Origin of the sequence: Aliivibrio sp. 1S128 (assembly GCF_001691065.1) — a bacterium.
GTDB lineage: Bacteria > Pseudomonadota > Gammaproteobacteria > Enterobacterales > Vibrionaceae > Aliivibrio.
Genome location: NZ_MAJV01000069.1, coordinates 74698 through 92873, shown reverse-complemented (window position 1 = coordinate 92873; position 18176 = coordinate 74698). Strand labels below are relative to the sequence as shown.

Here is an 18176-nt window from a genome sequence, read left to right as displayed (position 1 = left end):
TAAAATTATTTAATATGACACAAACTTATTCTTGCACACTGAATCCTAACTAACTTACCTTCAGATTTAAGATAAGCATCCCCTTTACCATTTAGCACTTCGGCACCTTGTTCATCTAAAATAACACGGCTTTCTGTACCGTTTTTAACTCGTAAAGCAAGCTGAGCTGGCAAGTTAGAACGTAAGTTTGTACTAATAACATCACCACTTGGTTTTTGTGTGGCAATGATTAAATGAATACCCGCAGCACGAGCTTTTTGTGCCAAACGTTTCAGTTCTGCTTCTATCTCTTTTTTCATGTCTTTATCAGACGTGAGATCAGCATACTCATCAAGTACAAGTACCCACCAAGGAATTCGTTCTTCTTCACTTACCTTGGCATTATAATCAGGTAATGAGCGAACATTTTTAGCTTTAAACTGAACATAACGAGATTGCATTTCTTCAACCGCTTGTTTAAGCAGTTCTAGCGCATCATCATCATCAAAACCAATCCGACCAATTATATGAGGATATCTCTCAAAATCATTAAGCTCCGTTCCTTTAGGATCAATAAGCATTAACTTAAGTTCATCAACGTTGTAGTGTTCGACCATACCATAAAGAATTGTATTCAATGCCTCTGATTTACCGCTCCCTGTAGTACCGCCGATTAATAAATGAGGGCAATTTGACGATGAAAAATTAAGCTTAATTACTTCACCAAAACGATCTTCCCCTAATGGGACTTCAAGAGCCCTTTCAGGTCGTTTCCAATTTGGCCAAATATCATTCTGGTCAACAAAATAGCGTTGTTCTTCATTCTTTGGTACATCAATAGTTATACAACCTCTATCAATCCCAAAACCGATATCTTGCTCTTGCCCTAATTTCAACGCCAATTTTAATGACTGAGATTTAGCAAAAACACTTTCAGGTTTATCACCTAGGTTTAAGCCCACCCTAAATAAGATAGATGCTGGCCCTTCAATAAATGGCTCAACATTATCAGGCTTAAGTAGTGTTATTTTATGACTGTAATAACAATCTATAATTTGCTGGTATATTGATTCAAGTTCTTCGACCGACATTGTTTTTCGGTCTGATTTTACGATTTCAACCGATGAAGAGGATTCTTCTTTAATCAATGTCAAATCTTCAACTTTAGGCTCATCCTCATGCTTAGAATCTTTCTCGTTATCTTCTTCACTTTTGCTTGCCTCTTCGATGATTAAAGGCTTAATAGTGCAATCACTTTGCAAAATATACCTGCTATCAATATGGTGAAGCTTAGCTGACGTAAGTTCGGAGAATAGAGTTCGCATCGGTGTTCTCACCCAATGGCTTAAATTGCCAGCTGGTAACTCTACTTTTAGAATATCGTGAACCTTCATAAACGAAGCTTTACTAAAATTACTATCTTCAACATTCACGAATAAGAATCCTGCTGGATAATCAACAAGTTCAGCGAGCTGATAATCTCCCTGCAACCAATAAGCATTATTATCTTCAATACTACTGAAATAACCCTTTTCGTAGACGTTATAGAGCTTATATTTATCTATTTGCATCAGTACTTGACGCATGAATAGCCCGCGGTAAAGATTTCCGGCTAAGTTTGGCTGCCCAAGTAATGACTCAAAGTAACGTTTCAGCTCTTGAGCTTGCTCTACACCTTTACTGTGTGTCTGCCTCTTACCTGTTTTTACTTCAACAGGCAGTAAGATCATTTGTTTATCTTTAAAACCAACAAATAGAATATCATCTGAAATAACACCCTTCTTAAAACCTTGAGCATGGCGTGACAAATCACTATCGGCCATATTCAATCCTAAGTTACCAGCAACACGGATAATCTCTGCAATAGAAAGAGGAACCCAAATAATGTTTGAATCCGCAACTAAGCAATTGATGTACTTATATGCACAGATGATTCCACGCTTCTCTTTACGTTCATTTTCAAGTGCTGTAACTAAATTGAGTAACCACTCCCCATTAAAAGCATTAAACTCTTCAATGATCCCACCTTCATCATTTTCTAGGACTTTATGGTATAGATCTGTTTGTTTAGTTACTGTAATCGCATCGTAATTGACTGAGTTCGTGTAGTTATCAGAATAGTGAATAAGAACCATATTCTTTTGATTTTCAAAGAATTCCAATGTCACTTTAGGATCAATAATTGTCGTCCAAATAGAATTCTCGTACGCGCGTTCTAATAGAACTTTAAAATTTTCAGTAACTACTAACGCTTGTGATTTGGCATCCCCGTACTCTTCATGTTGACATTTCGCAGGTTTAATTAATCCACCATACTTAGCTGCCAATTTCAATTGAGGAGCGCTATCTAAATCGACACCTTCTAACCCAAATGCAGTATAATAACTACCGTTCTTATTAGTAGCAGCCTCTCCTGGCATAAGTCCATTACATACAACACCTGAAGTTTGTTTTAAAACATCAACATCTGTTGCCTTAACTCGTTCGTTATTTCTAAAAAAGCTCATATGAGCATAAACTTGCTCTTTATCGCCTTCTTCATGTCTGTATTTACTATAAGTTAAACGTGTTCTCAACAGGTCGATAATGCTATCTGCTTGCCCTTTAGCTGATCCTTTATTAAGTTCACACAAGTCTTTTATTTTGTCATAAGTTGCTGCATCAGCAAATTTATCAAACCAGCTATCACTTTCTGTCTTATCGTATAAATTAACGTGAATCTTTGTAACTTTGTCTTTCTTAATTTTTATAAAATCCAGAAGACCTAAGAAAATTTCTTTATTTTCACCGTTATTAACAGAGTTAATAATTAATGTAGTCTTACTTCCAGCAACAAATAGATGCTTAAAAGCTACAGAAAACTTACTAACTTTATCCTTTACTAGGCTACGTACATAATCATAACTGCTATCTTTCTGTGGAATTAATTTTGACCAAAATACGTTTTCTTTTATTGCATGATTATACGCAAAACCATTCATTGGATCATAAATAAATGGCAGTAAACCCTGTGCTGTTAACCTTTGAATCGTCACTGGCGGTAGTTTTGTAAAACTACTCCCAGAATCTTTATCATCTTTTAAAATTGTGGCTAGATTTGAGTTATAAGCAAGTACTAATGGATGATAAGGCGTAATGAACGTTTGTCCTTCAATATCAGAAAAACCTATATTCATTAATCGTTTATGTTTGGCATGCAACGGTGCGTGATATGGAATCTTGTCTATCTCTGCTTGGTATGCTGTAACTATTCTATCTACTAACCCTGTGGTTTTATTTCCCCAACTTGATAAACTTAGTAATGTTTTATCTCGAACTAAATCTTCAAACAGTTCTTTATAAGCGCTAGAAAGTACAGGAAAGTCCTCGTCTAAATCACATAAATAAAAATCACCTTCAGTTCCGCTAGTTGCCAAAAGTCTACTATCAAGTAGTTTGGCTTCTTGCTGAAGCAACGAAAGACGCTTACCTTTTGGAGCTACTTCTTTTTCATCAATGAGTACTTTATCTTTAGCACGATTATACCGTCCAAAATAACCGTCATCGAAAAGCTCTTTAAACCGGCTTTGATCTAACATTAATGGTAATGATAATGAGTCCGTAGCAACCTCACCTTCTACATTAAAATTTATTTGGCTAGCTCCGCTTTTAACAGTAAAACTAATATCATCAGAGACTCTCGCAAGAGCTTTAAAATCAATTAGTCCAGTAATAGTTGAATCAAACACTTGACCGTTTTCTACTAAAGAGCTCTTATCTGGCAACTCACTAATTTTAAAGCTTTGTTCATCAGTCTGAAGTGTTACCCATTTTTTTAATGGCTCAATTAAATAGGTATGTCTGAAAGCATCCACATAAAAATCATTTTTCCCAATAACTAACACTCTAAATTTATGAGTTTCTTTTGGCTTGTCAGTTTTAACTTGAAAAGTAAAATATCTAGCTTGTCCATCAAATTTGCTTGTTAAAACAGCTCGGCTTCGAATTCCACCAGAGTTCTTAATAGATATATCCACAGTTGACTGTTTTGAATTGTGTTGAATCTTACAAAAACTGTCTCTTAGTTTCTGATTTAAGAAACAGAGATCCAATTCAAACTCATTTTGCTCAGGCTCTAGCAATAACACTATATGCCTTTCTCTAGCACCAGCCCCTTTTTCTGACTTAGATTTATTTAGAAACTCAGTATAGGGAGCCTTAACACTTTCTAACTCTAATAAGTTCGTTCTGTTTTTATCTTGTTCCGCAAAGCACTCACCTAGATCTAAGTTTTCTTTATATTGCTCAATGTTCTCATTAGGAAAATGTTCTTTTATAAACTTCTCACTAAAGTCCAAAATTGCAAGTTTATCTTGTAACTCATTTGCAAAATGGTGCGTTATAAACTCCAACTTATCACTAAGTTCTTTATTTTCCTTAAGACGTTGAACTATTTGCTCACCTTCCCAGTTTTCTTCAGAAAGTTGATCATCCTTTAATAGCCCAAGTTCATGAAACTGCAGATCGCCATCTGCGATTGCAGTGTAAAGCTTTTCGAAGCCAAACATTGTTGCATTGTCATCTTGAATTTCGTCAAAATGATAATTAAGTAAACACTCTGATATTTTTGCTTTTTCATCATTTTGGTCAATTTCTTTATATAGCAAATTTCTAATGTTCTCTGGATGCCACACAAAACCACTCTGAGCAACATCTTCTGTAGAATTTCGGAGAGTATCTAACATCGAGTTATGAATAATAAGTAATGCCGTTCCTTTTGCAGAACCCTCCATTGCTGATACTTCATCTCTCAAATGAGCAATATAGTTCTCAGTAAAGTTCTCACCTTCATAAACAGGGATAAGCTCAACATTTCCATATCTAATAGTCTTTAGCTCTATTCCTTTAACTTCAATACTACTATCAGTAATATCCAAAAATGCATTATATAAATTAAGCCCCTTTTTATTATCAGGACAAGTAAACTGATAACGAAACCCAACCTCTAACTCAGCCTTTGCCCATTGGTTAAAGTGAGCAACTAAAAAATTATTAAACCGTTGGTCTGACATATACTGCATCTCCACTATCACTCATTCGCTCTACGTTGCCCATGCGCTCATAAAAATCAACTAAGTTCTGCTGACTTTGTTTATCGAAATATACCCCTCTAGCTTCAAACTCTTTAATCACCTCATGAAAACGAAGCTTATCTCTTTCACCAATGGCTAAATTAGTAAGTAAAACAATATAATCTTGGTTAAATGCTAATACGTTCCCTCCGCGCTTTCGATTCTGGATAAAAGGATCTAGGATATTTCGCAACGTACCTTTAACAGAAGCAGTACTATATGCGGTTAAGCGACCTTTTTTTCTGTCAAATTGAGCATGGGCAATTTCAAGTAACTGAGCTAGCACTAGCTCTTTATCTTCACTATGCTGCCAATTTGGCTGAATGTTGTACCACTTTCTTTCTACACGATCTGCAACGAATTCTTCACCAAATTGATTCAAACTATCTATATGACTGTCATTAATACCTTCAAAAAGCTTCCACAAAGGTTGAACATTATTTTTCTCTTGCAAAGCTTCATTCATAAAAAGATATGGATACAAATACTCTAAGTTGTCATGTAGCTGGGCGTAGCCAAAATTTTTAACTTGCGATCTTTCATCGCTTGCTTTCTCATTATCAACAATAAAAAAGCAAGGTTTACTGGTTGGTTCACCATTCGCCCAAGTCTTGATATTCAGCGCTATCTGTGAAATGTATAAGAATCCGTAAAGTCGAATAACTGCATTAAAATTATTGAGAAGATAATGAGGTTTAGTATTTAAAAACTGTAGGTCTTTGTGAAAATATTTCGAAATAAACGGTAAATAGGTTAAAGCTTCTTTAGGTTCTTCTTTTTTCCCAGATACATGAAATTTATCAAACTCAGTCTTAATCCCTTTCTCAATAAAATTAAGACTAGTCATTGAAGAGCTCTCCAAGGTAAATCCATTCAAAATCCCTGCATACATATCACCAAGTCTTTCGCTATTGATATCAAGCTCTTCCTTAGTTGCTTTAAAAATAAGTAACTCTGGAGATATTTTAAATAATTCATCATTATGGAAATACATGCTCTCTATAACATTCCATAAATCTGAATCATCGCTTTCTAAATTTTTTAAAAAACTCTTTTCGCAAAGTCCTTTAAAATCATCAATATTCTTTGTAAAAAGAGATTTTTTATATAAAAGGTGTACGAAATAGCCCAGTACAGAGTTCCAGCAAAATTTATAGTATTGTTCTTTAGTTCTCAATGGTAAGAATGAACTAAAAGCATTTCTGCTAGGAGGAGTAAGGTTTTGTTTAATCATTATTTAGGCCACTCACTTCATACTTATCATTTTCGTCTTCATTATCAGTCACCGTAATATGCTGGTTACCATTAATGATGTGCAATGTTGTTTCTTGACTAGCTATTTTTGATATATCTTCAACAAGCTCATCCAATAGTACAACCGTATTCTTATCATGTTTATTTGGTCGATATCCATCGCCTATTCTTTTCATCATCTGTAATAAGTTAATATTAACGGGTAAGGTTAAACTGTCACTCCCAACAGTAATACAAGCAGTGAAATAAGAAGCTGGAGTTGGCAGTTGTTTATCTACATTTTTTAAATCTGCTTTGATATCCAATTTTGCAACTAATTGATAACCATTCTTTTCAGAAATCAAATAATGACCTTTTCGTAAATGAGGGGCATTACGATTGTTATATTTTCTAACTGCTGTCCGTAGAGTATTGTTGCAAAAATCTCTAATTACACTTCGGTGCTCATCGCTATTATCGTAATCTCTATGCTTTTGATAAATGTTTAGGTATTCGTCTATTAATGATTGGCTAAAATCTTGAGAAAACTGTACATGATAGTTATTGGCGAAATCTTCATTTTTCAAGATATAAAATAACCTTAAATATGAATGACTATCCTTTAATTTGTTTATTCCCAATACCTTCATCTGAACCTTAAACTCTTCAAACTCAATATCAGGTAGACCTAAATCGTTTGCCAATATAAATCGATCTATTTTCTTCGTTCGTAAATGCGCAGGGTCGAACTCAACGAGCTTGTTAGCTAGTTCGTTATCTCCACCAGAAAAAAGATTATCGAACAAATAGCCAGGCCCAGCAATCAACATAAATATAAGATCGAGTAAAGAACGTGCAGTCACAAATTGGTCTTTCATCAAACGAGCTTTAAAAAGCAAATCAACGACCGTTATTTGAACAACAGGTAAACTTAATAGCTCATAGTTAGCTTGTATTCTACGGCTATCTGAGTCTGTACATTCCAATTTATCTTTATCAAAAATTTGGCGAATTAAGTTCCCATCACTTGCAGTTAATTTTTGTAGTAACTTCTCTGCAAACTCGGATGTATAGCCATTTTCATCAATATTGAATTTTGGATAGCTCTCAAAATCTATGAAATATACTCTCTTACTTTGTGAGCCATTTTCCAAGTAGCTTTTAATTACATCCTTAAAGAACTCATTACTACCACCTTCAGCATAGTTGTTAAGCATTCCGGTATTAATACCAACAACTAATGGCTTTGATTGAGACAAATACTCATCGAATACTTTATCTAAGGTCTGAATTGCATTTTCACGAGGATCAAAACTATGCGTTGCATCTAAATGAAATTTTGCTCGCGTACTATATGTCTTTTTACACTCTGTTAGCAGTTCAGACTTACCATCGCCACTACTACCACAAAGAAACAGAACCTCTGGCTTATCGGCTGAAAAACTTGAGATTCGTTTTTCAACAGCTTTTGCAATGGGCATATCTATATATAAATATTTTTTTATCTCGTCTAAAGTATTTAAATTCAAACCAGAGCGTTCTGTTGATACAGCGTAAGGTGACGACTTTGACATCACGCTGAGGGCTTCTTTTAATCTCATAAATTTCCGTATTTAAGTATTCTATTTTTAGAAAAAGTGATAACAACCTCAACAGGTTGATTACATAACTTGCCTTATTTATAGAAACTTAATTAAGAATGAGTTCCGTTTCTATGCATATGCAATTCTTATACGACGTATATTTCCCATCCAACTATCTTTGTATATTTAAAGAATAAGCATACAATTTAGACAAAAGGATTAAAGCAGTTTTTAAATCCAAAGCCATTAACCTGTAATTTTTATTGTTATCCGTATTTTATCAGGTTTAAATTTTAATCGCTTTTAAAAGCTTACATTTATTGATGACTTTGTATAAAAATGACAAAAAACCAACTCTTGCCTCAATTTTAAATGTTCAGCTTATGAACAAATTTCGAGCATTGTTAAATTTTAATTAGCTATAAATGATAATTGTTTACTAATTATGACTAGCCCTGATTGTGACCCGTAGGGACAAGACACAGCGAAGCGTTTTGTGGCTTGGTTGAGCCATTGGGGTTTGCGAAGAATGAGCCCCCCCAATTCGCGAGATAAAGCAGGTTGCCCGAAGGGGCTTACATTACGTTGTTTAAATTGCGCTGTTGGTCCATGTAGACCTTTAATCTGTTGACTCTTGATTCAATTTCTTTTTCTCTTAATTCTCCGCGCTTCATGGCGAAGTTTATGGCTTTTTGGTCGTACACACCTTCGTTCTGCATTTTCATGTTACTAATGCTGTTTTTTAACTCTTCTTGGCTTCTATCTCTTTCAATAGATTCGGTTTGAATTTTACCAATCGCTTCTATTTTCATATAAACCTCTGACTAGAATGTTTTTATTATTTTATGGCACAGTAGATCCAAGTTCTGTAACGGTCAAGTAAAACTGGACGCGCTCTGCATGTTGTATGAAGAGCACCTCTGTTTTTTACTTCATCATTGGGTAAGTGAAGAACAATAACCTGCTGATGATCTCTAATCGGTTATTTATTTGGTCGGTTGGCTTGAAAGCATTTCATCTAAACCACCACCATTGTGTACTTGAGTAAAGCCCTCTTGTTGTAAGTAACTCATGGCTTGTCCTGAGCGATTACCACTGCGGCAATACACTACGATTGGAGTGTCTTTATCTATGTCTGCAAAGGCGGTGTTCACGGTATTTAAGGGAAGATTTGCGGCTCCATCTACGTGTCCTTGATTAAATTCTCCAGAGGTACGAACATCAATAAGTAATGCTCCATTATCGACAAGATCCCACGCTTTATCACTTCGTTCTGATGCCAAACTAGTAAAAGAGGCCATGGCAAGTAGAAGGCATAATCCCGCTTTGATTTTCATTTATTGTCCTTGTTAAATGCGTAATAAAATTTGCCCTATTTTAATCTGGATTGTAATTTTGCATATAAGGTGTTGACCTGTTTTATAGGCTAGATCAAAAAAAGCCCGCGTATTCACCTCAATAAGGTGATAGCACGGGCTTTCTTTTTATATCAACCAGAGTCAATCAGGCTGATTATCTTTCTTTATTATACGTTAACCACTTCTATTTGCTCTGTTGTTTCGCCACGAATAATGCGTGTTAGCTTAGGAGCAATCAGTAGTGTAAATACGGCAACAACCGCGGTTGCATAACCAATTTTCCCAAACACATCGCTGTAGATAGCCAATGTTTGGTTTGCATCAGTTAGACCTGCGGGTGCTGTGGTTAGTGTTGCTACCCAGCCAGCAATAACCGCCGCAGTTGCTGAAGTTAAGAACCACATACCCATTGCGAAACCCATCATGCGTTGTGGTACAAGTTGTGCCACCATCGCAAGACCTAAACCTGAAACCAATAGTTCACCTAATGATTGGAAAGCGTAACAAACTACAAGCCAGTTTGAACTCATGATGCCATCGGCATTCGCAAAGCTTGCGCCAAATTTTAGAACAAGGAAAGATAAGGCACACAGCACCATACCAAATGCGAATTTGTATGGCATTGCAAAGCGCTCACCTAGGTTGTTATAGGCGATGGCTAAGATTGGGCTCGCAATCATTATCCAGAATGGGTTTAACGCTTGAAATTGCTCTGGCGCCACTGAGATACCAAACAGATTATGCTCAATATTGTGAATAGCAAAGAAGTTCAACGACGTTGGCATTTGGAAATAAAGTACAAAGAACACAACACCTTGCAGCATTAATGCGAATGCCACTAACATTTTAGCGCGTTCTAGCCCTTTTATTTTGAATGCTTCTTTCATATAAAGAGCGACAATCGTAACACCAACAACCACTAAAATAGCGTGAGCGTAGAATAGGTGTTGCAGTAATACTGAGCATAAAAAGCTCAATGCAACGGCACCAATTACAACGCCTAAGTAACGCATTTTATTCACGGCAATTAGATCAGGCTCTGAACCGACTCCTTTTACCATGTGTGAACACATTAAGAAGTTAATTACAGTAATGATCAAACCCACGGCACTGACACTAAACGCCATACCATAGCCAAATTTACTTGCTATCCATGGTGTAAGTAGCATTGAGAAGAATGAGCCAAGGTTAATCGCCATGTAATACATAGTAAATGCGCCATCTAAACGCTTATCGTCTTGGTCGTATACTTTAGCAAGCAGACTTGATGGGTTCGCTTTAAATAAGCCATTACCCATAGTAATGAAGCCCATTGCGACATAGATAAGACCTGAACCACCGATATTTCCTGCTGATGCAGAAACACCTAATAGCGCATAACCTATGGTGAGTATTAACGCGCCGAGTGTGATGGTTCGTTTGGTGCCAATGACTTTATCACCGACCCAACCGCCTAGGGCTACTGAACCAAAGATTAATGCTGAGAACGCACCAAAAAGAATAAAAGACTCTGACTCTGACATCCCTAAAATTTTAACCAAATAAACGGCTAAAATGGCTTGCATACCGTAGAAGCCAAAACGCTCCCAAAACTCGATAGAAAAGATTAAATAAAACTGCTTAGGCTGCTTGAATACATTCAAGTTAGACATAAATAAATCCCTGTGTATGTTGTGGTTACCTATTTTTTTATGGTTTTTTACTAATTACACAACCAACTTACTTATTTAACATTTAGTTATCACTAGTCATAAGTGAAATCTAAAATACTATTTTTGGAATGACCAACAAGACCTTATTTAATCAATGACTTACAAAATGAAACACCAAGAAACATTTAGCAACAAAATTTACTGACGTAATGATGACAATCAAAAATGAATTTTAATGCAGAGAAAAGATTTAAGAAATATACATGGATGACTTACAAAAATGGAAGGAAATAAAAGCGATAAGGCGGGATATTGAGGCAACAACAGACACATTATCTGTTGTTGCTCATAAGACCAATTACATTGCGGTTTGTTTACGGTGTTTAAAATCAACCAACATGCCAAGTACAAATACGCCTACCGTCACAAATAGGATACTTTGGAATACATGGTGGTATTGAGTCGCTGACACAATCAGATCCAATGTGCCTGCATTTGCTCCAGTATCTGTTGAGGTAAACTGTGCAATATCAGCCGCTAAATAGTTAGCTACAGAGCCCCCTGCAAGCATGTAGATACCTGCTAATGTTCCTGTTGCGCCTTGTGGGTTTAATCGTGTAATCGCAGCAAGCGCTACTGGGTCAATAAACAGCTCGGCGACCCCAATACATAACAAACCAACCATTAACCAAACAAAAGTGGTTTCACCGCTCGCCATGGCTAATTTAGAAGACAACGTAATTAAGCTAAACCCTGCGGTTAATAATAAAAGACCAATATTTAACTTAGTTAATGTTCTTACAGAAATACTTTTTGAATCCAGAATTTTCCATAACCAAGCAACCGCTGCACCACCAATAATAACGGCTATTGGGTTAATGGCTTGGAAGAAAGCCGTTGGGATCGTAAAACCACCAATATTAGTATTAATATTACGTTCAATGAACAAGCTGATAGAGCTACCACCTTGTTGATCGAATGCCCAAAAAACCGTACCAAACAACATAAAGTACATAATTGAATTTAGCTTTTGGCGATCTTCTGCATCACTTTTACGATATAGGTTAATGATATGAACCAAAGACATTAAACAAATAACAAATAAGATGTACCCTGCCCATAGGTTTTTAAGCACAAAGACTAAACCTAAGGTTGCCACTGCAACCGCTACGATCAATAAAGACCAATGAGGGATACCGGCACTTTTTTTCTTTAATGCTGGCATATTTGGTTGGCTTACATGACTGAAGTATTTACGGCCTGAGATAAAAACACACAAACCAACAAACATACCAATCCCAGCTAATGAAAAGCCGATATTCCAACCCCATTTCATCGCAGCGAAACCACATAAAATAGGCGCAATCATTGATCCTATATTTCCCCCAATATATGAGATGGAGAAACCCGCTTCACGTCCATGTTCTTGCTCTTTGGTTTGATAAAGCTCACCTAACAAGCAACTTGAATTGGTTTTAAAGAAGCCGTAACCACAGATAATAAGCGACAAGGCTAAATACAATGTCGAGTGATCACTGCTGGGAATACTCAATACAAAGTGCCCACCAACCATCAATAAACTCCCTAGCACCACAGACCAGTAATTACCAAGATATTTATCTGCTAAATAACCACCAATGATTGGGGTTACATACACAAGTGATGTATACGCACCATACAAGGCATAGGCATGTTGGTCTGACATTAATAGCTTTTCCGTTAAGAAAAGGATCAATAAAGAACGCATACCGTAGTAACTAAAGAACTCCCACATCTGTATCGCAATAATGTGGAATATTCCTTTTGGTTGTTTGATCGTATTCATCTGTTGCCCCGTGACTTGTGTATCGAATTCGCATCGATATTTTATTTCGCTACTTATTCAGTAATATTGGGTAAACATACACAGCAACGATTAAAACACCAAGAAGTTTGCGGCAAATCTCGTGCAACATAAGTTTTCAAAAATAGAGGTCAAAAAATGACTCGAAAATATCAAATATAAACCACTGATAAATACATTAAATAATGAATAAAATACGAGCAATTACGTTTTTTCTTCAACCGATATGACTCGTTCTTAATATAGATTAAGGAATTTTAATTATATTGTCGGTTATATTGGCAGCAACTCATCGATATGATCAAAATACACAAAAAAAGAGCAGCCATATACATTACGGTAAGGCTGTTCTTTTTTGGTCTTTTTGTCTTCTGATGACAACAACAAAACCATAATTAAAGAGGATAACACTTGAGCACTTTGTTTACTGAAACCCATATTGGCAAGATGACATTAAAAAACCGCTTTATTCGAAGCGCAACGTGGGAAAACATGGCGACCGAAGACGGCCACATGACCGATAAGCTATACGATATCTACGAAGAACTGGCTAAAGGTGAAGTCGGGCTTATTGTCACCGGTTATGCAAACATTGTGGAAGAAGAGAAGCCAAATGCAGGCATGATGGGAATGTATAATGATTCTTTTATTGCTGAATATAAAAAGCTAACCGAATTAGTACATACTCATGACTCAAAGATTGTCATGCAGCTTGCTTATGGTGGAACAAAAACAACCTACAATGTAGAAGAAAGAGTCATATTTGCACCAAGTGAGGTGTGTGAAAGAGGCACAAAGACCTTAGGTAAAGCGATGACTCAAGAGGACATTGATTACATCGTTACGGCTTTTGCTCAAGCAAGTAAGCGGGCTCAAGAATCCGGTTTTGACGGCGTAGAGATCCACGCTGCGCATACCTACCTCATCAACCAATTTTTAAGCCCATATTACAACCGTCGTGAAGATGAATACGGTGGCAACTTAGATAATCGCATGAGATTCTTATTAGAGATTTATGCAGAGATCAGAAAACGGGTAGGCAATGACTTTCCTATCTTAGTTAAGTTAACCGCATCTGAGTTTTTTGACGGTGGTTTAACCTTTGATGAAACACGTATTATCTGTAAGAAACTGGAAGAAATCGGTGTTGATGCCATTATCATTTCTGGCAATATCCACGGAAATGCCAGCACCATGATTGGTGAATCGTTTGATGGTTATACATTAAGAGAAGAAGGCTATTTCCATGAATATGGTGATGTGATCAGCCAAGAGATTTCGGTTCCTGTTATCACCGTGGGTGGCTTGACCAACATTGCTGCCATGGAATCAATGTTGGCGAATACCAATATCCAATATTTTGCCTTATCACGTCCCCTACTTGCTGAGCCTCAACTAATTAAACGTTGGAAAGAAGGTAATCGAGCAGACGTTGATTGCGAGCGCTGCTCTAAATGCCGAACTAAGCGTGGCAATTTCTGTGTGGTATATAAAAAAAGAAAGCCGAAAAAATCACAAGCTTAATAAATAGATAGCCATAAGGGTTAGTGTAATCGCTAACCTTTAAGCAAAACAGCAACCTACATCCTCCCCATCATGACTTCATTATTCTTCCTCATTTTTGTATGCCTATAACCAGATTAAGCCCAGATTGATCTCAATAATCTGAAACAGGTAAATAACAGCCACTCTCTTTTAGTTCGTACTCAAATTAAATTACAAAAAACATCGCGCCCCTAATTATTCATTCAATAATTATCTCGTTACCTCTCGTTCACAAAAATATAATGCCAAATTATAAAGCATACAAAACAAACACAATAAATAACTGAAAAACAATTAGTTACACAATAACGACACGTTACTTTCTTTATTGTAAATAACAAACAAAAGAGGGAGTTCGGATATTTACCGTATGGTAACTCTTGATAATTACCATCAATTTAATTATAGTACTAATGATTTTTCAATCAAAGGAATTAAAAAATGAATCCCATACTGGAAGTTAAGGGACTGTACAAAGTGTTTGGAGAGGACACTGACCGCGCATTTACAATGATTAATGAAGGCGCAAACAAAGATGACGTTTTTGAAAAAACAGGACTAACCATTGGTGTTAATGACGTTTCTCTCAGTATTCAAGAAGGCGAAATCTTCGTCATTATGGGCCTATCTGGCTCAGGTAAATCCACTCTAGTTCGTCTCCTCAATCGACTTATTGAACCAACTAAAGGCAACGTTTTCCTTAGAGGTAAAGACATTGCTCACATCTCTGAAGATGAACTTCGTCACGTCCGCCGCAATAATATCTCAATGGTTTTTCAAAACTTCGCCCTAATGCCACATATGACAGTCATTGAAAATGCGGCCTTTGGTTTAGAGCTTGCCGGTGTTGATATTGAAAAACGTAAACAATGTGCATTAAGTGCATTAGAGCGAGTTGGACTTGATGTCTACGCTGAATCTTACCCTGATGAATTATCTGGCGGTATGAAGCAACGTGTTGGTTTAGCGCGAGCACTGGCTTGTGACCCTGATATTCTATTAATGGATGAAGCGTTTTCGGCGCTTGACCCGTTGATCAGAACCGAAATGCAAGATGAACTCATTCGTCTCCAAAATGATGATAAACGCACCATCGTCTTTATCTCACACGATTTAGATGAAGCCATGCGTATTGGCGATAGAATTGCCATCATGCAAAATGGTGAAGTGGTTCAAGTTGGTACACCTGATGACATTCTTAATAATCCAGCCAATGATTACGTCGAAGCTTTTTTCCGTGGCGTTAATGTCGCGAATGTTTTAACAGCAAAAGACATTGCTCGTAAAAAACCAGCCGCGATGTTTAAAAAATCAGAGCATGATGGCCCAGCCTCTGCCTTACAGTATTTGATGGATAACGACAGAGAATACGGAATTGTAGTAGATAAGAGCAGTCTCTACTCTGGTATTGTTTCTATAGAATCTCTTCGTAAAGCTCATAATGATAATAACTCACTGGTCAGTGCTCAACTATCCGATGGCTTAACTCTCAATCCAAACCAAGCAATCAATGAAATTTTAGGATTAGTCGCTAACGTACCTTATTCCGTCCCTGTTGTTGATGAACATGGTAATTATTTTGGTGTTGTGACGAAATCACGACTACTTCAAACGTTAGATAAGGGGTAGAACGATGTCATCATCAGATCAAACAAATAATGACCCATGGTCACAAACGACAACAGCGCCAAGTGCTGATCCTTGGGGTCAAACAGGCGATACATCAACAACGGCAGATTGGCTCAACAGCGAAGTGGTTGAAACAAAACCTTTTGATATTTTAAACCCATTTGAAGAAGCCGTTCTACCCGTTGATACTTGGGTTGAATCTGGCTTGAATTGGTTAGTTGAACATGGACGCCCGTTATTCCAAGCTATTCGTGTTCCTATCGATTTTATCTTGAGTTCATTTGAAACCACGTTAGTTTCTACGCCAGCCCCTTTCATGCTACTTATCTTATTTTTATTGGCTTGGCAGTTTTCTAACTTTAAGCTTGGCGTATCAACCGCTGCATCATTACTCGTTATCGGGCTTATTGGTGCATGGTCTCAAGCAATGACAACCCTTGCTTTGGTTATGACTTCCGTCTTTTTCTGTCTGCTTATCGGCCTACCCATGGGTATTTGGTTAGCAAGAAGTAAAACGGCTGCAAAATTTATTCGTCCAATACTCGACGCAATGCAAACAACCCCTGCTTTTGTTTATTTAGTTCCCATTGTTATGTTGTTTGGTATTGGTAATGTTCCGGGCGTTGTTGTAACCATTATTTTTGCACTGCCTCCTGTTGTTCGCTTAACCATTCTTGGTATTCAACAAGTACCAGAAGAGTTAATCGAAGCCGGACATTCATTTGGTGCTAATAAAAAACAAATGCTGTACCGAATTCAATTGCCCCTTGCTCTGCCAACGATTATGGCAGGTGTAAACCAAACCTTAATGCTGTCGCTATCAATGGTGGTTATTGCCTCAATGATTGCCGTCGGTGGTCTAGGACAAATGGTATTACGAGGGATCGGTCGTTTAGATATGGGACTTGCTGCTGTCGGTGGTTTAGGTATTGTTATTCTTGCTATTTTGCTTGATAGGATTACTCAAGTACTCGGGGTAAACGCAGGTAACACTAAATTACGTTGGTACCACATGGGACCTGTATCTATCCTGCTACAAATTTTTGCACAAAAGAAAGAAAAAAAACCAGAACTAAAACTTAAGGAGAAACAAGAATGATTAATTCATGGAAGAAAGCACTCACGGTAAGTATCGTTTCAACACTGGCTTTATCAACGAACGTTTGGGCTGAAAAACTTCCTGGCGAAGGGGTAACCGTTCAAGCTCTTCAATCTACCGTTGCTGAAGAAACATTCCAAACCTCTATTGTAAACCGTGCGCTTGAAGAGCTTGGTTATGATGTACAGCCAACAAAAGAAGTGGATTACAACGTTGCTTATACTTCAATAGCAAAAGGCGATGCGACTTTCTTAGCCGTTGGTTGGTTCCCTCTTCATGCTGATAAATACAAAATGTCTGGTGGGGATGATAGCTTTTACCGCCAAGGTCAATATGTGAGTGGTGCAGCTCAAGGTTACTTGATTGATAAGAAAACGGCAGAGAAGTATAACATTACCAATATTGGTCAATTAAAAGATCCAAAAATTGCAAAATTATTTGATGCAGATGGCGATGGAAAAGCGGATTTAACCGGTTGTAACCCAGGCTGGGGCTGTGAAATGGTGATTGAACACCAAATATCGTCATTCCAACTTGAAGATACAGTAACTCACAACCAAGGTAATTACGCCGCGATTATTGCTGATACTATTTCTCGTTACAAAAACGATGAACCTATTCTTTATTATACTTGGACACCTTATTGGGTAAGTGGTGTTCTTGTTCCTAACAAAGATGTTGTGTGGCTAGAAGTGCCTTTCTCTTCACTACCAGGAGATCGTAAAAATATTGATACCACACTATCTAACGGCAAGAACTACGGATTTGAAATGAACTCTATGCGTATTATTGCAAACAAAGAGTTTGCAGCACAGAACCCATCAGCCGCAAAACTATTTGAAATCATTAAACTGAATATCAATGACGTTAGTGCTCAAAACATGATGATGAGTAAAGGTAAAAATAGTACTGCGGATATCGAATCTCACGTAAACGGTTGGATAAAAGCAAACCGCGCTCAATTCGATGCCTGGATTACAGAAGCGAAAAAAGCAGCTCTATAATTTATCTACCCTTACTTCGTTTACACTCATTATTTATGAGTAATACAAAGGCCAATAGCATAAGCTACTGGCCTTTTTTATATCGGTATTTTTATAACTCAATCGATTATGGTATTTTTATTCCATAGTCATTGGATAAA

General features: G+C 37.0%; 11 protein-coding genes. 4 read left to right on the top strand and 7 right to left on the bottom strand.

What is annotated here, in order from left to right:
• Positions 1–5: 5 nt before the first annotated feature.
• The 7 genes from dptH to A6E03_RS09595 all read right to left on the bottom strand — a co-directional run bounded on the left by dptH (position 6) and on the right by A6E03_RS09595 (position 12741).
• The gene (gene dptH / locus A6E03_RS09625) at positions 6–5030 is read right to left on the bottom strand and encodes a DNA phosphorothioation-dependent restriction protein DptH (RefSeq protein WP_141677250.1); all 5025 of its coding nucleotides are present in this window, start codon (positions 5028–5030) and stop codon (positions 6–8) included.
• Positions 5011–6324 (bottom strand): DNA phosphorothioation-dependent restriction protein DptG, encoded by a 1314-nt coding sequence (gene dptG / locus A6E03_RS09620; protein ID WP_065600739.1) that lies wholly within the window; start codon positions 6322–6324, stop codon positions 5011–5013. Before dptG ends, dptH begins: the two co-directional genes overlap by 20 nt.
• On the bottom strand, positions 6317–7924 hold the full coding sequence (dptF, locus tag A6E03_RS09615; RefSeq protein WP_065600738.1) for a DNA phosphorothioation-dependent restriction protein DptF: 1608 nt from the start codon (positions 7922–7924) through the stop codon (positions 6317–6319). The genes dptG and dptF overlap by 8 nt, the downstream gene beginning before the upstream one ends.
• 557 nt (positions 7925–8481) lie before the next feature.
• Positions 8482–8718, bottom strand: a complete 237-nt coding sequence (locus A6E03_RS09610; protein ID WP_065600737.1) for a hypothetical protein — start codon at positions 8716–8718, stop codon at positions 8482–8484.
• A 174-nt stretch (positions 8719–8892) separates the two neighbouring features.
• Positions 8893–9243, bottom strand: a complete 351-nt coding sequence (locus tag A6E03_RS09605) for a rhodanese-like domain-containing protein (protein WP_065600736.1) — start codon at positions 9241–9243, stop codon at positions 8893–8895.
• 188 nt (positions 9244–9431) lie between these two features.
• Complete coding sequence (gene dtpA / locus A6E03_RS09600; protein WP_065600735.1) at positions 9432–10916, bottom strand: dipeptide/tripeptide permease DtpA; 1485 nt, start codon at positions 10914–10916, stop codon at positions 9432–9434.
• Between the two features lie 358 nt (positions 10917–11274).
• Entirely contained in the window at positions 11275–12741 is a 1467-nt protein-coding gene (locus tag A6E03_RS09595; protein ID WP_065592403.1) for a peptide MFS transporter, read from the bottom strand.
• 429 nt (positions 12742–13170) lie between these two features.
• On the opposite strand from A6E03_RS09595, the gene A6E03_RS09590 reads away from it, so the two are divergent.
• The 4 genes from A6E03_RS09590 (at position 13171) to proX (ending at position 18036) form a co-directional block, all read left to right on the top strand.
• The gene (locus tag A6E03_RS09590) at positions 13171–14283 is read left to right on the top strand and encodes an NADH:flavin oxidoreductase (RefSeq protein ID WP_065600734.1); all 1113 of its coding nucleotides are present in this window, start codon (positions 13171–13173) and stop codon (positions 14281–14283) included.
• A gap of 462 nt (positions 14284–14745) precedes the next feature.
• Positions 14746–15933, top strand: a complete 1188-nt coding sequence (gene proV, locus A6E03_RS09585; RefSeq protein ID WP_065592401.1) for a glycine betaine/L-proline ABC transporter ATP-binding protein ProV — start codon at positions 14746–14748, stop codon at positions 15931–15933.
• Between the two features lie 4 nt (positions 15934–15937).
• Positions 15938–17032, top strand: a complete 1095-nt coding sequence (proW, locus tag A6E03_RS09580) for a glycine betaine/L-proline ABC transporter permease ProW (RefSeq protein WP_065592400.1) — start codon at positions 15938–15940, stop codon at positions 17030–17032.
• Positions 17029–18036, top strand: a complete 1008-nt coding sequence (gene proX / locus A6E03_RS09575) for a glycine betaine/L-proline ABC transporter substrate-binding protein ProX (protein ID WP_065592399.1) — start codon at positions 17029–17031, stop codon at positions 18034–18036. The genes proW and proX overlap by 4 nt, the downstream gene beginning before the upstream one ends.
• The last annotated feature ends 140 nt before the right edge of the window (positions 18037–18176 follow it).

Bases quoted from the DNA above. Each gene is read 5' to 3' on its own strand.
- dptH (WP_141677250.1), bottom strand. From the start codon at position 5,030: ATGTCAGACCAACGGTTTAATAATTTTTTAGTTGCTCACTTTAACCAA.
- dptG (WP_065600739.1), bottom strand. From the start codon at position 6,324: ATGATTAAACAAAACCTTACTCCTCCTAGCAGAAATGCTTTTAGTTCA.
- dptF (WP_065600738.1), bottom strand. From the start codon at position 7,924: ATGAGATTAAAAGAAGCCCTCAGCGTGATGTCAAAGTCGTCACCTTAC.
- A6E03_RS09610 (WP_065600737.1), bottom strand. From the start codon at position 8,718: ATGAAAATAGAAGCGATTGGTAAAATTCAAACCGAATCTATTGAAAGA.
- A6E03_RS09605 (WP_065600736.1), bottom strand. From the start codon at position 9,243: ATGAAAATCAAAGCGGGATTATGCCTTCTACTTGCCATGGCCTCTTTT.
- dtpA (WP_065600735.1), bottom strand. From the start codon at position 10,916: ATGTCTAACTTGAATGTATTCAAGCAGCCTAAGCAGTTTTATTTAATC.
- A6E03_RS09595 (WP_065592403.1), bottom strand. From the start codon at position 12,741: ATGAATACGATCAAACAACCAAAAGGAATATTCCACATTATTGCGATA.
- proV (WP_065592401.1), top strand. From the start codon at position 14,746: ATGAATCCCATACTGGAAGTTAAGGGACTGTACAAAGTGTTTGGAGAG.
- proW (WP_065592400.1), top strand. From the start codon at position 15,938: ATGTCATCATCAGATCAAACAAATAATGACCCATGGTCACAAACGACA.
- proX (WP_065592399.1), top strand. From the start codon at position 17,029: ATGATTAATTCATGGAAGAAAGCACTCACGGTAAGTATCGTTTCAACA.